Source organism: Flavobacterium anseongense, from assembly GCF_021608185.1.
In the GTDB taxonomy this organism is placed as follows: Bacteria; Bacteroidota; Bacteroidia; order Flavobacteriales; family Flavobacteriaceae; genus Flavobacterium; species Flavobacterium anseongense.
In genome coordinates this window covers 71,974-89,695 of record NZ_JAKIHN010000008.1, presented here as the reverse complement: position 1 = coordinate 89,695, position 17,722 = coordinate 71,974, and the positions used below count along the sequence as shown (strand labels likewise).

Sequence of the window (17,722 nt, the reverse complement as noted above, 5' to 3'; positions counted from 1 at the left end):
ATTTAGCCACACAAAATGAAATGGATTTGGATTTTCCTGTTTATTCCTATTGTCTGTTTTGGGCAAAAAATGTCAATAAAAAAAGTTGACAGCACCGCCTATTATATACAGTTGGCTAACTTCAATAAAAAAACGAACAACTACAAATCTTCGCTTGCTTTTTCCCAGAAAGCTTTTAATTATGCTAAACTTAACAATAACACCAAAGGAAAGGCTGATGCCTTATTCTCGCTAGGATCAACCTACTCTGAATTAAAAAAATGGAGTGACGCTTTAGAATCTTTTACCAATAGCGCCGATTTATACAACCAGCTTATACCTTCAACTGATTACGCCTTTTGCTATTACAACATTGGACTTTGTTATATGGGTTTGGAAGAGTTTGACAAAGCCGAAGATAGCTTTGATAAAGCAGAATCCATATACAAAGCACTAAAAATTGACGCTTCACCTTTTATGAATCTGCAGAAAGGGATTTTATATAAGAATAACGGAAAAACAGAATTGGCTGCCAAACTATTTACTGAAATTATTGCCAAAGATGACTCAAAAGATATTTTCAAAACCAAAGCCGAAGCTCTGTACCAACTTGGGACAATCGAACAAAAATTAAATCACAGCAATTTAAGTGTAAACTATCTCAACAGAGCTTTAGCACTAAGCACAAAAGAAAAAAACTTAGACCAAAAAGCAAAAATTTTATTGGATTTGAGTAAGTCGTATGAAAAGCTGCTTGATTTAAAAAATTCATATGCTTATCTCAAAGCGCATTTGGAATTAAAAGACAGCCTTTCGCATCTATACAATAAAAAATTAAACACCAATGATTATGTAAATTTCAAGGAAAGTGAGCGAATGAAAGCCATTGCTCAAATGACTAAAGAAAATGAAACACAGCAAAAAACCAACAAATTCGCCAAGCTTATAAGCATTTTGGCCATTGCACTGATTACGATTTTATCACTTTTGAGCTTGTCTTTGTATAAAAATAATATCATACGAACACAATCCAACAATATTTTAAAAGAGAAAAATTTCGAACTGCAAATTGCAAAAGACAATGCTGAAAAAGCCTCGAAAGCCAGAGCTGAATTTTTATCAACTGTAAGTCACGAGCTTCGAACGCCTCTTAATGCCATCAACGGAATAACCCATTTATTGATTGAAGATAATCCAAAACAAAATCAAATACATTACTTAAATTCCTTGAAGTTTTCGGGAAATTATCTGCTGACATTCATCAATGAAATTTTGGAGATTAACCGAATCGAATCGAACAATATCGAAATCGAATACATCAATTTTAGTATAAAACAATTACTGCTCGACATTCAAAACTCGATGCTTGAAATTGCAACCAAAAACAATAATAAATTCCTGCTTGAAATAGATTCGAACGTTCCCGAATTTTTGCTTAGCGACCCAACAAAGTTGTCTCAAATATTTATCAACTTAATTAACAACGCGCTGAAGTTTACCAAAAATGGCGAAGTAAAAGTAGTTGCTAAAGTAATTGAAACCGGTGAAGATTACTCCAGAATAAATTTTGCTATAAGCGATACAGGAATTGGCATTCCCATAGACAAACAAGACACGATTTTTGAAAGTTTTTCTCAAGGTTCTATCGAAATCAACCGGAAATATGGAGGAACCGGTTTGGGCTTAACCATTGTAAAAAAACTGGTTGATTTATTAGGCGGAGACATTAACTTAACCAGCGAAGTTGGCGTTGGAACTACTTTTGATTTCGAGTTAAATCTGCAACACGGAACTCAGGAAATAGAAGTTGAAAAAGGAAGAATATATTCAGATGACCTACTTATTGGTAAAAGAATTTTGGTGGTAGAAGACAACAAAATCAACCAGATGGTAACCAAAAAAATGCTCGAGAAAAAAGGGATTGTATGCCAAATAATAGATAGTGGCGAAGAAGCGGTTGAAATGCTCAGCAAAGAAAATGATTTTGATTTAGTGTTGATGGATGTTCATTTACCCGGCATAAACGGCACCATTGCCACACAGAAAATTCGGGAGTTTGATACCAAAAAACCAATCATCGCTTTAACAGCAATTTCGCTGAATGAAAACAGAGAAATGCTAATGTCATTTGGCATGACCGATGTAATCACCAAACCTTTTGAACCCGAAAATTTCTATAAAATTATTGCGGCGAATTTGAGTTAGAACTGTAAAATTAATTCTTTAATTAATTTTCTAACATGTGGTTCTGCTTTGGCAGCCGCTTTTAAAACTTCATCATGGCTTACTTCTTCCATGGCTGTTTCAACATCACCCATATCAGTAATTACTGATAATCCAAAACATTCGATTCCCATGTGACGGGCAACAATTACTTCAGGAACTGTCGACATTCCAACACAATCGGCACCAAGAATTTTTACCATTTTATATTCGGCAAACGTTTCAAATGTTGGGCCTTGCAAACCAAGATAAACACCATCATGAACGGTAATATTATTTTCTGTTGCTATTGATTTTGCCTTAGCAATCATCGACTTGTTGTAAGCTTCATTCATATTCAAAAAACGTGGTCCAAAACGGTCGTCATTTTTTCCTCGTAAAGGATGCTCTGGAAAAAAATTGATATGGTCTTTGATAACAACAACCGAACCTACCTCATAAGCCGAATTTACGCCACCTGAAGCATTAGAAACTACCAGTTTGGTAACACCAAGATACTTCATCACACGCACAGGAAAAGTTACCTGCTTCATGTCATAGCCTTCATAAAAATGAAAACGCCCCTGCATTGCCATAACTTTTTTATCGCCAATAGTTCCAAAAACCAAAGCGCCTTTATGTCCTTGAACAGTCGATACCGGAAAATTCGGAATTTCATTATAAGGTAATGTAAACTCGATGTTGATATCATCAGTAAAGCTTCCTAATCCGGAACCTAAAATAACACCATACTCAGGTGTGAAATTGGTTTTATTCTTAATATAATCAACGGTTTCCTGTACAAGTTCCCACATAGTTTAAAATGATTTGGTCAAAAGTTTCCTGATTACTCACAAATTTACTTTTGATTGGTAAATAATATAATTGCGTTTTAAAAATTTTAGCTTCCAAACGTACAAAATCTTTTTCAGTTGTGATGATGATTTTGGTCTTGGCCTTGTTTTTTAACGTTAAAATTTCGCTTTCGCTAAAATGATGATGATCCGGAAATACCATAATTTCATCAGTATCAGCTTGTAAAAAATCGAAAAACGGTTTTGGTTTGGCAATTCCGGCAAGTAAAATTTTTTGTGTTGATTTTATTTCATTAACAGCTAAACTCATGGCATCGTCGTTATACACTTTATCATCATAATCAATGCTGCTGAAATAGATTGGTAAGTCAACTCCAAGTTTCTTTTTGATACTTTCCTGCTCCGATTCAGTAATGTTCGGCGGACATTTGGTTACTATAATTATGTTGGCTCTTTTGGCTCCGTTTCTGCTTTCGCGAAGGTTTCCTGTTGGCAGTATAAAGTCATCGCTAAACAAATCGCCATAAGCGGTCAAAAGAATATAAAATCCTGCTTTCACTTTGCGATGCTGAAACGCATCATCCAATAAAATAACTTCTGGCTTTTCTTTTTGATTTACTAATTGCTCGATTCCGTTTCGTCTGTCAGCATCAACTGCAACCTGAATGTTTGGAAATTTTTTAAAATACTGAAACGGTTCATCGCCCAGAATTTCGGCATTCGAATTAGCATCAGCCAAAACAAAACCTTCTGACTTTCGTTTGTAACCCCGACTCAAAGTCGCTACTTTATAATTTGGCGAAAGCAACCGAATTAAATACTCAATTTGAGGTGTTTTTCCGGTGCCACCAACACTTAGATTTCCAACAACAATTACCGGAATATCGAAAGAATAAGATTTTAGTATACCTTTATCGTAAAGATAATTTCTTAAAGAAGTTATAAAACCATACAATATGGCAAAAGGAAAGAGTAATTTTCGCAGCAAAATCATACTACGAAAGTAACGATTTTTTATATTTGAATGAAAATTATTCCAGTTGCAGTAAACAAATGAAACATTATTACTTAAAAATACTCTTGGCATTTCTGTTGATTTCTCCTGTAGCTTTAGCGCAGGAAACCGACAATGCCGCTATTCTGAAAATAATTTTTTCCAAATATTATAAAGAAGAAAAAGTAATTGCGAAAGGCAGGCTACAATTGCTGAGTTTTTATTGCAAAAAAGCACCAAATAACGAAGAAGTTCTCGAAGTAATTTCAAAAAGCGATTTCCTAAAAAAGAATGCTGCCGAAATCAAAAAACAAATCATCATCGGTATTGACGAAGATTGGTCTGCTGCTTACAATATTTTGTTTGACAATCAAAATCAGTACCTGAAAAGTAAAGTAAATAACTGCTTATCTTTGGAAGAATTCCAATCCGCCTATGCCCAACACGGTGAAAACAACCAGCGCTTGATGATTATCAGTAAACCGATATATTTTGGTGGCGGAAATAATGCTTTAGTAAAAGTCGCATTCTACCGAAGTATTGAACACAACAACGGCAGCTATTTATTACTCGAAAAAGTAAATGGCATTTGGACGATTAAAGATTACCTAAACAAATGGGCGACTTGATTAGTATTCAGTCGGCAGTTGCAGTTGGCAGAAATAATAGATACTGACACGAGCAAAGCGAACTGACGCAGTAAATAAATTCAGCATAAATGAAATCGAAGATTCACGAATTCCTTAAAAGACAATATTAAAGCATGAGTAAAATAAAAGAAATACTCTCAGTCCTTGAAGAAATGGCGCCTTTGGCTTATGCTGAAGATTTTGACAATGTTGGCTTACTTGTCGGAAATCAGGAAAATGAAGTCACCGGAATATTAGTTTGTCACGATGCGTTAGAAAGTGTGATTGATGAAGCCATAGCAAAAAAATGCAACTTGGTGGTTTGCTTCCATCCTATTATATTTTCAGGGTTGAAGAAAATTACCGGGAAGAATTATGTGGAGCGTTCGGTGCTGAAAGCCATCAAAAATGATATTGCCATTTATGCGGTTCACACGGCTTTAGACAATCATAAAAACGGTGTCAACAAAATTTTCTCTGATGCCTTAGGTTTGATTAATACCAAAATTTTGGTTCCGAAACAAAACTTCATTCAAAAACTTGTTACTTACACCATACCCGAAAATGTTGAAGAACTTCGCAACGCCTTGTTTGAAGCCGGTGCGGGAAAGATTGGCAACTATGAAGACTGTAGTTTCAATTCAAAAGGAATTGGAACGTATATGGGCAACGAAGACAGCAATCCCGAAATTGGCCAACGCTTCGAATTTGTAGAAAACGAAGAAATCAAAATCGAAATCACTTTCGAAAAACACCTGCAATCCAAAATCCTAAAAGCACTTTTCACAAATCATGTTTACGAAGAAGTCGCTTACGAGATTTACGACTTACAAAACAAGCATCAAAACATTGGTTTGGGAATGATTGGCGAACTCCAAAAACCAATGAGCGAAACCGAATTTTTAAACTTAGTAAAAGACAAAATGCAGTGCGGCGGAATTCGTCACAGTGTTTTACTCGGAAAACCAATTCAGAAGGTTGCTGTGCTTGGCGGTTCGGGAAGCTTTGCTATTAGTAACGCCAAACAAGCCGGAGCTGATATTTTCCTGACTGCCGATTTGAAGTATCACAACTTCTACGAAGCTGAAAATCAATTGGTTTTAGCTGACATCGGACACTTCGAAAGTGAAAGATTTACAAAAAATTATATTGTTGATTTTCTTAAGAAAAAAATCCTTAATTTTGCAATCATTTTTTCGGAAGAAAATACAAATCCAGTTAAGTACTTATAAAATATGGCGACTACAAAAGAACTAAATGTTGAAGACAAATTAAGAGCTATTTATGACCTGCAAATCATAGATTCAAGAATTGATGAAATCAGAAATGTAAGAGGTGAACTGCCTTTAGAAGTGGAAGATTTAGAAGATGAAGTTACTGGTTTAAGCACGCGTTTAGATAAATTAAAATCTGATTTGGTTACTATCGAAGAGCAAATCAAAAACAAAAAAAATGCTATCGACGATCATCAGGCAGCTATAAAAAAATATACCGCTCAACAAAAAGAAGTTCGTAATAACAGAGAATTCAACTCCTTAACCAAAGAAGTAGAATTCCAGGAATTAGAAATTCAATTGGCCGAAAAACAAATCAAAGAATTAAAAGCTTCTATCGAACACAAAAAAGAAGTAATCGCAAATTCTAAAGAAAAATTAGATCAAAAAACTACGCATCTAAAACATAAAAAAGCAGAATTGAACGATATCATGGCCGAAACTCAAAAAGAGGAAGCCTTCTTAATCGAAAAATCTGCCGAGTATGAAGCATTAATCGAAGAAAGATTATTGGCCGCTTACAAAAGAATCCGTTCAAGCGTTCGTAACGGTTTAGCAGTTGTATCTATTGAGCGTGGCGCTTCTGCCGGTTCATTCTTTACCATTCCACCACAAACTCAAGTGGAAATCGCTGCGAGAAAGAAAATCATCACTGATGAGCATTCAGGAAGAATCTTAGTCGATGCTTCTTTAGCAGAAGAAGAAAGAGAAAAAATGCAAAAACTATTTGCTCACTTATAATATATTAATCCCGATTTATTCGGGATTTTTTTTATGAAAAAAATTCAATATTTCATCCTCACAAAATCCATTGGACTATACCTCAATACGTTGAGCTATATCAATTTGGAAGCAGCTAAAGCCAAAGCCTACCAACTTTTCAGTCAACCCCGAAAAGGCAGAATCAAAAAGGAAAAATTGCCCAAAACGTTGCAAAACGTAACCTTCGAAACCTTCGAATACCAAACCGAAAAATTCCAAACTTATATTTGGCACGGCAACGAAGAGATAATTCTCTTGGTTCATGGATGGGAAAGCAATGCTTCGCGCTGGAAAAAACTATTGAATCACCTAAAACCATTAGGTAAAACCATTATCGCGATTGATGGGCCGGCACACGGATTAAGTGATGGCACCGAATTCAACGCACCAAAATATGCTGAATATATCAATGTGCTTACTCAAAAATACCAACCCAAAATAGTCATTGGACATTCCGTTGGTGGCGCAGCGATTTCTTTTTATCTGAACAAATACAAAAATCCCACAATCGAAAAAGTAATACTGCTTGGTGCTCCTTCCGATTTTAAAATTTTGAGCGATAATTTTGTTAAGCTTCTGAGTTTAAACGATAAAATAAAAGCCAAATTAGAGGATTATTATTTTCAAAAATTCAACATTCCTCTCGATGATTTTGCCGGACATAAGTTTGCCGAAAACTTTACCCAAAAAGCTTTCATCGCTCATGATACCGAAGATAAAGTCGTGCTTATCGACGAAGGCCGCAAATATGCAAACGCCTGGAAAGACGCCATCTATGTCGAAACAAGCGGTTTGGGACACAGCATGCACGACGCCGATTTATATCAAAAAATAATCGATTTTATTTAGTAATAGGAGCACAACTTCTCTGCATTCTTACAACAGTCGTCCCGCTATCCGCGCTACATGCCTGCCTGCCGGCAGGCAGGGTAGCCAGCTCCTATCGGGGCTAAAGAGGCGTTTTTCACCTTTCCCCTTATCCCTTTTCCCTTATCTCTTTCAAACATAAAAATCTGAAAATCAACACAACGTAAAAGGGAACTATACTTTTTTGCCATTTCTCCAAAAAAATTACATTCCAACAATAAAAATTTCCTATTTTTAACAAAATCATTACTAATTACTTTTACTAATTATTCCTAATCATGAAAATAGATAAGATTCAGGCACTTCGTGGTCCTAATATTTGGAGTGTTCAGCGTAAAAAATTAATCCAAATGCGTCTTGATTTGGAAGAAATGGAACAATTTCCAACCAATAAAATTGAAGGTTTTCGTGAAAGAATAGAAGCTATGTTTCCAACAATGATAGAGCATCGCTGCTCCGAAGGAGTTCGCGGTGGATTCTTTTCCCGCATTGAGCGCGGAACCTGGATGGGACATGTAATTGAACATATTGCTTTAGAAATCCAAACCCTTGCCGGAATGGAAACCGGTTTCGGAAGAACCCGCGAAACCAAAACACCCGGAGTATATAATGTAGTTTTTAGTTATACCGAAGAAAATGTCGGAATGTTTGCTGCCGAGAGTGCCGTTGCCATTGCCGAAGCTCTAATCGCAGGAACACCTTATGACCTTGAAGCCGATATTCAGAAAATGCGTGAAATCAGAGAGCGCGTTCGTCTTGGTCCATCAACGGGAAGTATCGTTGAAGAAGCAGTTTCAAGAGATATTCCGTGGATTCGATTAGGAACAAATTCATTGGTACAATTAGGTTATGGTATCAATCAAATGAGATTTCAAGCTACGATTACTTGTAAAACAAGCAGCATCGCTGTTGATATTGCATGCAACAAAGAACAAACTAAAAAAATGTTAGAAGCTGCATCAATTCCGGTTGCCAGTGGTGGCATTTGTGTAGATGAAGAAGATTTAGACGATGTTATCAAAAAAATTGGGTATCCAATCGTTATAAAACCACTCGATGGAAATCACGGAAAAGGTGCTTCTATCAATGTAAAAACAAGAGAAGATGCTGTCGACGGTTTGGCTTACGCTAAAAAATACAGCCATCGCGTTATCGTTGAAAAATTCATAACAGGTTATGATTTTAGAGTTTTAATCATTGATAATAAATTAGTAGCTGCTGCCAAACGCGAACCAGCTCATGTTAAAGGTGACGGAAAGCAAACCATCCAGCAATTAATCGACGAAACCAATAAAGATCCGCGTCGCGGTTACGGACACGAAAATGTCTTAACTCAAATTGATGTCGATAGAGATACAACCGATTTGTTAGAAAAATTAAATTATACTTTAGAAACCGTTCCGAAAAAAGATGAAGTAGTTTATCTAAAATCAACCGCGAATTTGAGTACCGGCGGAACTTCTATTGATGTGACTGATATGATGCACCCTGAAAATATTTTCCTTTGCGAAAGAATTTCACGTGTCATCGGATTAGATATTTGCGGTGTTGATATCATGGCAGAAAACCTAACCCAACCTTTAAAAGAAAACGGCGGTTGTATTTTAGAAGTGAATGCAGCACCGGGTTTCCGTATGCACTTGGCGCCATCAGAAGGTTTGCCTAGAAACGTTGCTGCTCCGGTTATAGACATGCTTTATCCTCCGGGAAAACCAAGTCGTATTCCAATTATAGCGGTTACAGGAACAAACGGAAAGACAACTACAACTAGACTTCTGGCTCATATTGTAAAAAACAATGGGTACAAAGTTGGTTTCACCACATCGGATGGAATTTATGTTCAAAACCACATGATGGAAAAAGGTGATACTACAGGACCTCTTTCTGCTGAATATATTTTAAAAGATCCAACTGTTGAATTTGCTGTTCTTGAAACGGCTCGTGGCGGAATTCTACGTTCCGGACTTGGCTTTAGCCGTTGTGATATTGCAATTATTACCAACATTCAGGAAGATCATTTAGGATTGAGTGACATTCACACTTTAGATGATTTGGCTCGTGTAAAAAGTACAGTCGTAAAAAGCGTTAAGAAAGATGGTTGGGCAATTTTAAATGCTGAAGACGAGCAATGCTTGAAGATTGCCAACGAATTAAGTTGCAATATCGCTTACTTTAGTATGGATGAAAATAATCCAACAGTAAAACAGTTTTCTAAAGAAGGTAAAATTGTAGCCGTTTATGAAAACGGATTTATTACCATCAAAAAAGGAGAATGGAAAATCAGAGTCGAAAGAGCAACTCACGTTCCATTAACTATGGGTGGAAAAGCCAAATTTATGATTGCTAATGTATTGGCAGCAACTTTAGCAAGTTATTTACAAGGATTTAAAACAGACGACATTAGTTTATCATTACAAACATTTATTCCAAGTGCAGCACAAACACCTGGAAGAATGAATATTTTCGAATTTAAAAAATTCAAGGTTTTAATTGATTTTGCTCACAATCCTGCTGGATATAAAGGAATTGAAGACTTTTTACAAACTGTTGAAGCAACCAAAAAGATTGGAATTATTGCTGGTGTTGGCGATCGTCGGGATGAAGATATTAAAGAATGTGCCAATATTGCTGCGCGTATGTTTGATCACATCATTATTCGACAAGAAAAACATTTGCGTGGTAGGACAGAAGAAGAAATCATCGCACTCATTATGGAAGGTATTGCCGAATCAGGTAAAATAGTTACTACTGAAATAATTAAAAAAGAAGTAGAAGCCATTAAACATGCCATTGATAACGCCGAAGAAGGAAGCTTCATTACAGCATTAAGTGATGTTGTGACCAATGCTATCGAAATTGTCCAGGAATATTTGGATAAGGAAAGTGAAGACGGAAATATTTGAAAAATGATTCATTAAAAATAATTTAAACACCTGATTCGTTAAAACGGTTCGGGTGTTTTTTTTACATAATTTCTTGTAAAACTTACAGGATTACCATTTATAAAGCGCTTTGGCATATTTCTTGAAAATTGGTTTCATAAACATGTAAACTGAGTATAAACTTAAATTTTACAATCATGAAAACTATAGTAAAAATAACGTCCATTGCTGTTTTTATATTTCTGATAATTCCCGAAGTAACTTCAGCTCAAGGTCCGCCACCATGGGCTCCGGCTCATGGATACCGCGCCAAAACACGACACGTCTATTTTCCGCAATACAATATGTATTATGATATGAATCGTGGTTCATACATATATCTTAATGATGGTCGTTGGTCGGTAAGCGCAACATTACCAAATATTTATGTAGGTGTCAATCTTGGAAGAACTGCACAAATTCAGTTAAACTATATGGGATATGATCCATATCGTTATAACGATGTTCATGTCGTAGAATACAGACGATACTGCAATGAAAGGCACTATTACGATAACGATGATTATCGACATAATCACAAGCATTGGAAAAAACATAAAAAGAATAAAAAATACCGTGATTAAAAAACAAAACCCTTTCAGTACTATGAAAGGGTTTTCTATTTATTGAATATTTTAAATCGATAAACGAAATGGACCAAAACTTTTTTCATACTTTAGTTTACCGAAACACTATAAACTATGACCCAACTACAAAAACTTATTGACCGGCTTGAATCCCATATTCCGGATTTTGAAAAAACAAATCCTGTCGTTTCTCAATCTACTATTGGCTGGCAAATTGACCATAGTTTATTGGTGATTAATAATGTTGTTGACCAACTTAAAGATTCCGATCCTGCGTCCTATAAATGGAAAATCAAATGGATACGAATCTATATTCAAATCACGAATAAAATTCCGAGAGGAAAAGTCAGAGTGCCAAAATCAGTGAAACCTGTTGATGTGGCAACAATTGAAGAATTAAAAACCAAACTTGAACTTGCCAGAAAGAACATTGCCGACATTCCGACACTTCCTGCAAACAGTTACTTTACACATCCGTTTTTTGGCGATTTGAATGTAAAGCCTGCAATTTGGTTTTTAAAATTGCATACGAAACATCATTTGAAGATAGTTGAGGATATTCTAAAAAATTAGGTTTTCTGCGGTTTCTTTCTCGCCGCAGGAAATAACACGTTGTTCAAAATCAATCTAAAACCCGGAGAGTTTGGATGCAAATCTAAAACTGTTGGCTCATCTCCTACTCGATGTTGGTAATCTTCGGGATCATGACCTCCATAAAAGGTAAAAAACCCTTTCCCTTTTTGTCCGTGAATATAACGCGCTTCATCATTCAATTCATTTTTTCCTAAAGTCAACACGCTCGACTTTATCAATTCGTTGTCAAAAGCCGTGGTTTGTCCCATAAAACCTTTTACCAGTTGCGTGTGGTTTTGGCACAGCATACTCGGAATAACATCCCATTTTGCTGAGAATTCCATCAAGGTGAAATAATCTTTTTCAAAAGGAATTCGACGTTTTTCGGTCATATCAATATCCGAAAACTCATAATGATCGGGCTTTCTATCCAAGATAAAATTTTTGAAGGCGAAGGTTTTGTTATAATCAATTTTCGATTGGTAATTGGATTCGCTGTCATCACCGTCAAACATTGGTTCGCAAATATCTACTCCATCAGCAGCCAAGGCAATATCAAAACTATCCGTTGCCGAACACATGGCAAACATGAATCCACCACCAATGACAAAATCGCGAATCTTTTTGGCTACAGCCAATTTATCCTGAGATACTTTAGCAAAACCTAATTTGGTTGCCAAAGCTTCAGCATCTTTTTTTTGTTCAATATACCATGGTGCATTGCGATAAGCTCCGTAAAACTTACCATATTGGCCCGTAAAATCCTCGTGGTGCAAATGCAGCCAATCGTATAATAACAATTGATCGCTCAATACTTCTTCATCGTAAACGACTTTAAACGGAATTTCAGCATAAGTCAAAACCATAGTTACTGCATCATCCCAAGGCTGTTTTCCCGGAGGCGAATAAACTGCGATTTTTGGAGCTTTTTCCAAAACCACCGTTTCCATATTTTGTGACGGACTTGAAATATCAGCTAATATTGAAGTTGCTTCTGCATCTGATAAAACCTCAAAACTCACACCTCTGATTTGACATTCTTTTTTGATTTCGGGAGCATCCGGTAACAAAAACGAACCGCCGCGATAGTTTAACAACCAACTGGCTTTGTATTGTTTGTCTAATGCCCAATAAGTTATTCCGTAGGCTTTGAGATGATTTTTCTGTGTAGTATCATCCATTGGCAGCAAAATAAAATTTGCCTTAGCGGAAAAGGAAATCAGTATTACGAAAATATAGAGTGACTTTTTAAACATCTTTAGTGAAATAACAGAACCAAAGATAATAGATTTACTGTGAAGTAAATCATAAAAAAATCCCGAGTATTAGTCGGGATTACTTTTTTAGAATGGAACATCACTGTCGTCATCATTGGAATTGAGATTGCTTCCAAAAGCTTCGTTTGGTGACGGCAGATTTTTAGTCATAAACGGATTATCATCGTGATTCATTTTCGAAGGTAAATCATCAAAAGCACTTCCGTATTCTTCGAGGTTATCAAACTTACCTAGGTTTCCTATGAATTTCAATCGGATGTTTTCCAAAGAACCATTACGATGTTTTGCGATGATAAATTCGGCCTGACCAGCAGTTGGCGTTTGCTCTTCGTCATCCCATTCATCAATTTTGTAATATTCCGGACGATAAATAAATGAAACGATATCAGCATCCTGTTCAATCGCACCCGATTCACGCAAGTCAGAAAGCAATGGTCTTTTGCTTGAACCACGCGTTTCAACAGCACGCGATAACTGTGATAAGGCAATTACAGGAACTTCTAATTCTTTGGCTAAAGCTTTTAAATTTCTGGAAATGGTTGAGATTTCCTGCTCACGGTTTCCTCCTCCTTTTCCGTTGCTTCCGCCGGCAGTCATCAATTGAAGGTAATCGACAATGATTAATTTGATACCGTGTTGCGATGATAAACGACGTGCTTTTGCTCTTAAATCAAAGATGGAAAGCGATGGCGAATCATCGATATACAATGGTGCTTTTTCTAAATCTTTCACTTTCGTGGAAAGTTGCTCCCATTCGTGTTTTTCTAATTTTCCGGTTCTTAATTTCTCTGAAGATAAGCCTGTTTCTGAAGAAATCAAACGGGTAATTAATTGTACCGATGACATCTCTAATGAAAATAGTGCTACTGGCTGACCAAAATCGATAGCAATATTTCTTGCCATTGAAAGTACGAATGCGGTTTTTCCCATACCCGGACGAGCGGCAATAATAATCAAATCAGATGGTTGCCAACCCGAAGTTATTTTATCTAATTTCTCAAATCCGGTTGCAATTCCGCTTAGCCCTTCTTTGTTTGCAATTTCCTCGATACGCTTTTTAGCTTGAATTACCAAACTCTGTGCTGTTTCAGAACTTCGTTTGATATTTCCCTGTGTTACTTCGTAGAGTTTTGATTCGGCTTTGTCTAATAAATCAAAAACGTCTGTAGTTTCATCATAGGATTCTTCGATGATTTCGGAAGAGATTTTTATTAAGCTTCGTTGAATGTATTTCTGTAAAATGATTCTCGAATGAAACTCAATGTGAGCCGAAGAAGATATCTTTTGTGTAAGCTGAATCAGGAAAAAATCACCACCGGCCAAATCTAATTTGCCGTTCTTTTTTAGCTGAGCTGATACTGTTAATAAGTCAATAGGCTGAGAATCTGTGAATAACTGAAAAATAGCTTCAAAAATATGCTTGTGTGCTTCCTTGTAAAAAGCATCAGGTTGCAGAATATCAATTACTTCATCAACCCCTTTTTTATCAATCATCATTGCGCCAAGCACAGCTTCCTCTAGGTCGAGTACTTGTGGTGGCAGCTTACCTTTTTCTAAATTTATTATAGTAGTTTTATCTACTTTTAAAGGGCTTATATTTCTGAGATTTTCCATTAAGCGAAAGTAACTATTTTGATGAATTTATTCGTATTGAGTTATTCAACAGCACTGTTTATAAGTTTCTTTTTTTTGTTAACAACCAAAAAAAAATCCGAAACTGTAGGGCTTCGGATTTTAATATAATTTATAAGAATTTACTCCTTGTATTCGCCCATCTTGCTGTATTTATCCATCCTTTGAGCTACTAACTCATCTGTTGATAAATCTTTTAATTCGTTAAACGCTTTCATGATATATTGTTCAACAGTTTTGAAAGCTGTTTCTTTATCATAATGTGCTCCGCCAAGTGGTTCCGGAATTACATCATCAACCAATTTCATTTTTTTCATATCGGTTGAAGTCAGTTTCAAAGCTTCGGCGGCTTGTTCTTTATATTCCCAGCTTTTCCATAAGATTGATGAACAAGACTCAGGAGAAATAACAGAATACCAAGTATTTTCCATCATTAAAACACGGTCTCCAACGCCAATTCCTAATGCTCCACCTGAAGCACCCTCACCAATGATTACACAGATAATTGGTACTTTCAAACGAACCATTTCTAAAATGTTTCTGGCAATTGCTTCACCTTGTCCGCGTTCTTCAGCTTCTAATCCCGGATAAGCTCCCGGAGTATCGATTAAAGTTACTACAGGAATGTTGAATTTCTCAGCCATTTTCATCAAACGCAAAGCTTTTCTATAGCCTTCAGGACTTGCCATACCAAAATTACGTAACTGACGCATTTTGGTATTGATTCCTTTTTGTTGACCGATAAGCATAAACGACTGTCCGTCAATTCGACCTAAACCACCAATCATGGCTTTATCATCTTTGAAATTTCTGTCGCCAAAAAGTTCTAAAAATGTTCCTTTAGTTAAGTTGGTAATATGCTCTAAAGTGTAAGGTCTGTTGGGATGACGTGATAATTGTACACGTTGCCAAGCGGTTAGGTTTTTATAGATTTGTCTTTTGGTTTCCTCTAATTTCTTTTCAATCTGCTTGCAGGTTGCGGTAACATCTACGTTTGATTCGGCACCAATAATCTGGCATTTATCGAGTTGGTCTTCTAGTTCTTTTATAGGAAGTTCAAAATCTAAATATTCCATAGGGTTTGTCCGTTTTGATTTAATCGAATAGCAAATATAAAATTTTAAATTGTGATAAAAAGTACTTTTTACAGATTATTGTAAACAAAATTAATCGTATTGGAATGCCGATTTAGTTTCTTTTTTTATAACTTTTTATGACTGAGTTTAGTAAGACAGTAAGCAGAATAATTATGGCTCCGATATAAAACTCAAAGCTCATTTTTTCTTTTTCTTTGAATATTAAAACCGCCAAAACGATTCCATAAATAGGTTCCAAATTAATGGTAAGCATTACTGTATATGGACTCAAAAATTTCATTATCGAAGTAGAGGCTATAAACGCATAAGCTGTACAGACCGAACTTAAAATCAGTAAGTACACCAAATCTTTAGTCGAAAGTGAAAAGAAAGTCGGTGTAAAACTATGGGTAAACAATAATAGAAAAGTGAAGAAAACAACGCCGCCGCTGAGCTCGTAAAAAGAGATTACGGTAGCATCGTGGGATTTAACCAATTTACTATTAATAACGGCAAACAAAGCCGATAGAAAGGCAGATGTCAAAGCAGTCAACATTCCCCAGAAATAGCTCCCTTCTACATTGAAAATAATGTAAAGCCCAAAAACAACAAGCAATCCGAAGAACACTTCATACCAGACAATCTTTTTACCATATAGAATTGGCTCCAATAACGAAGTAAAAAAAGCTCCGGTAGCAAGGCAGGCAAGAGTTACTGAAATATTAGAAATCTTGATTGCATGAAAAAAAGTAAACCAATGCAATGCGATAATAAATCCTGAAAAAATAAACTGCAGCAAGACTTTTGTTGAAACCCTTAGTGGCAGTTTCTTGAAATAGATATAAATCCAAATAAATCCTACAGCTAAAAGCATTCGGAACCAAACTAATGGCAAAGCATCTAGTGAAATCAACGCACCTAAAATGGCGGTAAATCCCCAAATAAAGACAATCAAATGGAGATGCAAATAACTTTTGAGGTTATCGCTTAGCATTTCGCAAAAGATAAATGGCAAGAATTCCAAAAACGATGTTTGGCGTCCAAACCGCTAGTAATGGTGGTGCTGTTGATTTTTCGGCTAAGACACCAAAAACCTTATCCAGAAAGACAAAAGCAAAGGCCAGAATAATTCCTATAGCCAGGTTGGTTCCCATTCCGCCACGACGTTTCATAGATGAAACTGCAACTGCAATGATTGTTAGAATAAAAGCAGATACAGGAATACTGTATTTTTTATAAAGTACAACCAAATATACATTAATATTAGAAGAACCACGCGCTTTTTCTTTATCGATAAATTTGTTGAGTTCGTTTAACGGTAAGGTTTCGGCAATGTAAACTACGGGGGTTAAATCTTCTAAATCAAATTTAAAAACAGTGTCTTTGACTTCACCTGACTCTATAATATCGCCAAACTGACCTACTTTTCTTTTGGTGTAATTATATAAAGTATAATTCTTCTGCTTTTGGTTCCATTTTATTCTGCTGGCCACCAATTTGTATTTTAACTTGTCTCCTTCAAATTTTTCCATCGAAAAATTAAAAGCCATTTTAGAAACTTCATTAAAGTTACTCACAAAAATATATTCGTCTTTGCTGGTTTGACGAAACACGTTAGTATCATCACGCATATTATCTGCTCCACCATGAGAAAGATAAGTATATCTAAAACTTTTAAAACCTGCACTTGCATTGGGTACTAAATAAATTGTCATAACCAAAGCAAAAAGTGATACAATTGTTGCTCCAATAATATAAGGTCTAAGAAATCTTGAAAAAGAAATACCCGAACTCAAAATGGCAATAATCTCGGTGTTATTAGCAAGTTTTGAAGTAAACCAAATCACCGAAAGAAATAAAAATATCGGAAATAAAAGATTAGCAAAATAGATGGTAAAGTCAAGATAATATTTGGCAACAGCTGAGAAAGCAACGTGATTCTCAATCATTTTATTGACTTTTTCCGAAACATCGATTACTATTCCAATTGGAATAAACATCAACAACATTACAATGAATGTTCCTAAGTAACGTTTGAGAATGTATTTGTCAATTATTTTTAACATTGTTGTTTATTTGGTTATCCGGTTATTTGGTTATCCGGCTCAAATAACCGAATCCACAAATAACCAAA

The 17,722-nt window shown here is 35.8% G+C and carries 15 protein-coding genes; 8 read left to right on the top strand and 7 right to left on the bottom strand.

Annotated elements, in window-relative coordinates:
* The first annotated feature begins 69 nt into the window (after positions 1–69).
* The gene (locus L1S35_RS11300; protein WP_236400738.1) at positions 70–2,184 is read left to right on the top strand and encodes an ATP-binding protein; all 2,115 of its coding nucleotides are present in this window, start codon (positions 70–72) and stop codon (positions 2,182–2,184) included.
* Here L1S35_RS11300 and L1S35_RS11295 read toward each other — a convergent pair.
* Positions 2,181–2,996 carry a purine-nucleoside phosphorylase gene (locus L1S35_RS11295; protein ID WP_236400737.1) on the bottom strand — a complete coding sequence of 272 codons (816 nt, stop codon included), beginning with the start codon at positions 2,994–2,996 and terminating at the stop codon, positions 2,181–2,183. The two genes, L1S35_RS11300 and L1S35_RS11295, sit on opposite strands and share 4 nt — an antisense overlap.
* Complete coding sequence (gene lpxK, locus L1S35_RS11290; RefSeq protein ID WP_236400734.1) at positions 2,968–3,990, bottom strand: tetraacyldisaccharide 4'-kinase; 1,023 nt, start codon at positions 3,988–3,990, stop codon at positions 2,968–2,970. The genes L1S35_RS11295 and lpxK overlap by 29 nt, the downstream gene beginning before the upstream one ends.
* A gap of 59 nt (positions 3,991–4,049) precedes the next feature.
* Between lpxK and L1S35_RS11285 the strand changes: the two genes are divergently transcribed.
* From L1S35_RS11285 to L1S35_RS11255, 7 genes are all read left to right on the top strand, one after another.
* On the top strand, positions 4,050–4,619 hold the full coding sequence (locus L1S35_RS11285; protein WP_236400732.1) for a hypothetical protein: 570 nt from the start codon (positions 4,050–4,052) through the stop codon (positions 4,617–4,619).
* 134 nt (positions 4,620–4,753) lie between these two features.
* Positions 4,754–5,851, top strand: a complete 1,098-nt coding sequence (locus L1S35_RS11280; RefSeq protein ID WP_236400730.1) for a Nif3-like dinuclear metal center hexameric protein — start codon at positions 4,754–4,756, stop codon at positions 5,849–5,851.
* A gap of 3 nt (positions 5,852–5,854) precedes the next feature.
* Positions 5,855–6,634, top strand: a complete 780-nt coding sequence (locus L1S35_RS11275) for a zinc ribbon domain-containing protein (protein WP_236400728.1) — start codon at positions 5,855–5,857, stop codon at positions 6,632–6,634.
* A gap of 33 nt (positions 6,635–6,667) precedes the next feature.
* Positions 6,668–7,504: an alpha/beta hydrolase gene (locus L1S35_RS11270; protein ID WP_236400726.1), complete on the top strand. Its 837-nt coding sequence runs from the start codon at positions 6,668–6,670 to the stop codon at positions 7,502–7,504.
* A gap of 296 nt (positions 7,505–7,800) precedes the next feature.
* Complete coding sequence (gene cphA, locus L1S35_RS11265; protein WP_236400724.1) at positions 7,801–10,425, top strand: cyanophycin synthetase; 2,625 nt, start codon at positions 7,801–7,803, stop codon at positions 10,423–10,425.
* A gap of 176 nt (positions 10,426–10,601) precedes the next feature.
* Positions 10,602–11,027, top strand: coding sequence for a hypothetical protein (locus L1S35_RS11260; protein WP_236400722.1), 426 nt, complete (start codon positions 10,602–10,604; stop codon positions 11,025–11,027).
* 117 nt (positions 11,028–11,144) lie between these two features.
* On the top strand, positions 11,145–11,603 hold the full coding sequence (locus L1S35_RS11255; protein ID WP_236400720.1) for a DinB family protein: 459 nt from the start codon (positions 11,145–11,147) through the stop codon (positions 11,601–11,603).
* Here the strand turns inward: L1S35_RS11255 and L1S35_RS11250 are convergent.
* The 5 genes from L1S35_RS11250 to L1S35_RS11230 all read right to left on the bottom strand — a co-directional run bounded on the left by L1S35_RS11250 (position 11,600) and on the right by L1S35_RS11230 (position 17,654).
* Positions 11,600–12,859 carry an asparagine synthetase B gene (locus L1S35_RS11250; protein WP_236400717.1) on the bottom strand — a complete coding sequence of 420 codons (1,260 nt, stop codon included), beginning with the start codon at positions 12,857–12,859 and terminating at the stop codon, positions 11,600–11,602. The genes L1S35_RS11255 and L1S35_RS11250 overlap by 4 nt on opposite strands.
* A gap of 87 nt (positions 12,860–12,946) precedes the next feature.
* On the bottom strand, positions 12,947–14,494 hold the full coding sequence (dnaB, locus tag L1S35_RS11245) for a replicative DNA helicase (protein ID WP_236400715.1): 1,548 nt from the start codon (positions 14,492–14,494) through the stop codon (positions 12,947–12,949).
* A gap of 140 nt (positions 14,495–14,634) precedes the next feature.
* Positions 14,635–15,588, bottom strand: a complete 954-nt coding sequence (locus tag L1S35_RS11240) for an acetyl-CoA carboxylase carboxyltransferase subunit alpha (protein ID WP_236400713.1) — start codon at positions 15,586–15,588, stop codon at positions 14,635–14,637.
* A 112-nt stretch (positions 15,589–15,700) separates the two neighbouring features.
* Positions 15,701–16,582, bottom strand: coding sequence for a DMT family transporter (locus L1S35_RS11235; RefSeq protein ID WP_236400712.1), 882 nt, complete (start codon positions 16,580–16,582; stop codon positions 15,701–15,703).
* Positions 16,569–17,654 carry an LptF/LptG family permease gene (locus tag L1S35_RS11230; RefSeq protein WP_236400710.1) on the bottom strand — a complete coding sequence of 362 codons (1,086 nt, stop codon included), beginning with the start codon at positions 17,652–17,654 and terminating at the stop codon, positions 16,569–16,571. The genes L1S35_RS11235 and L1S35_RS11230 overlap by 14 nt, the downstream gene beginning before the upstream one ends.
* Positions 17,655–17,722 lie beyond the last annotated feature (68 nt).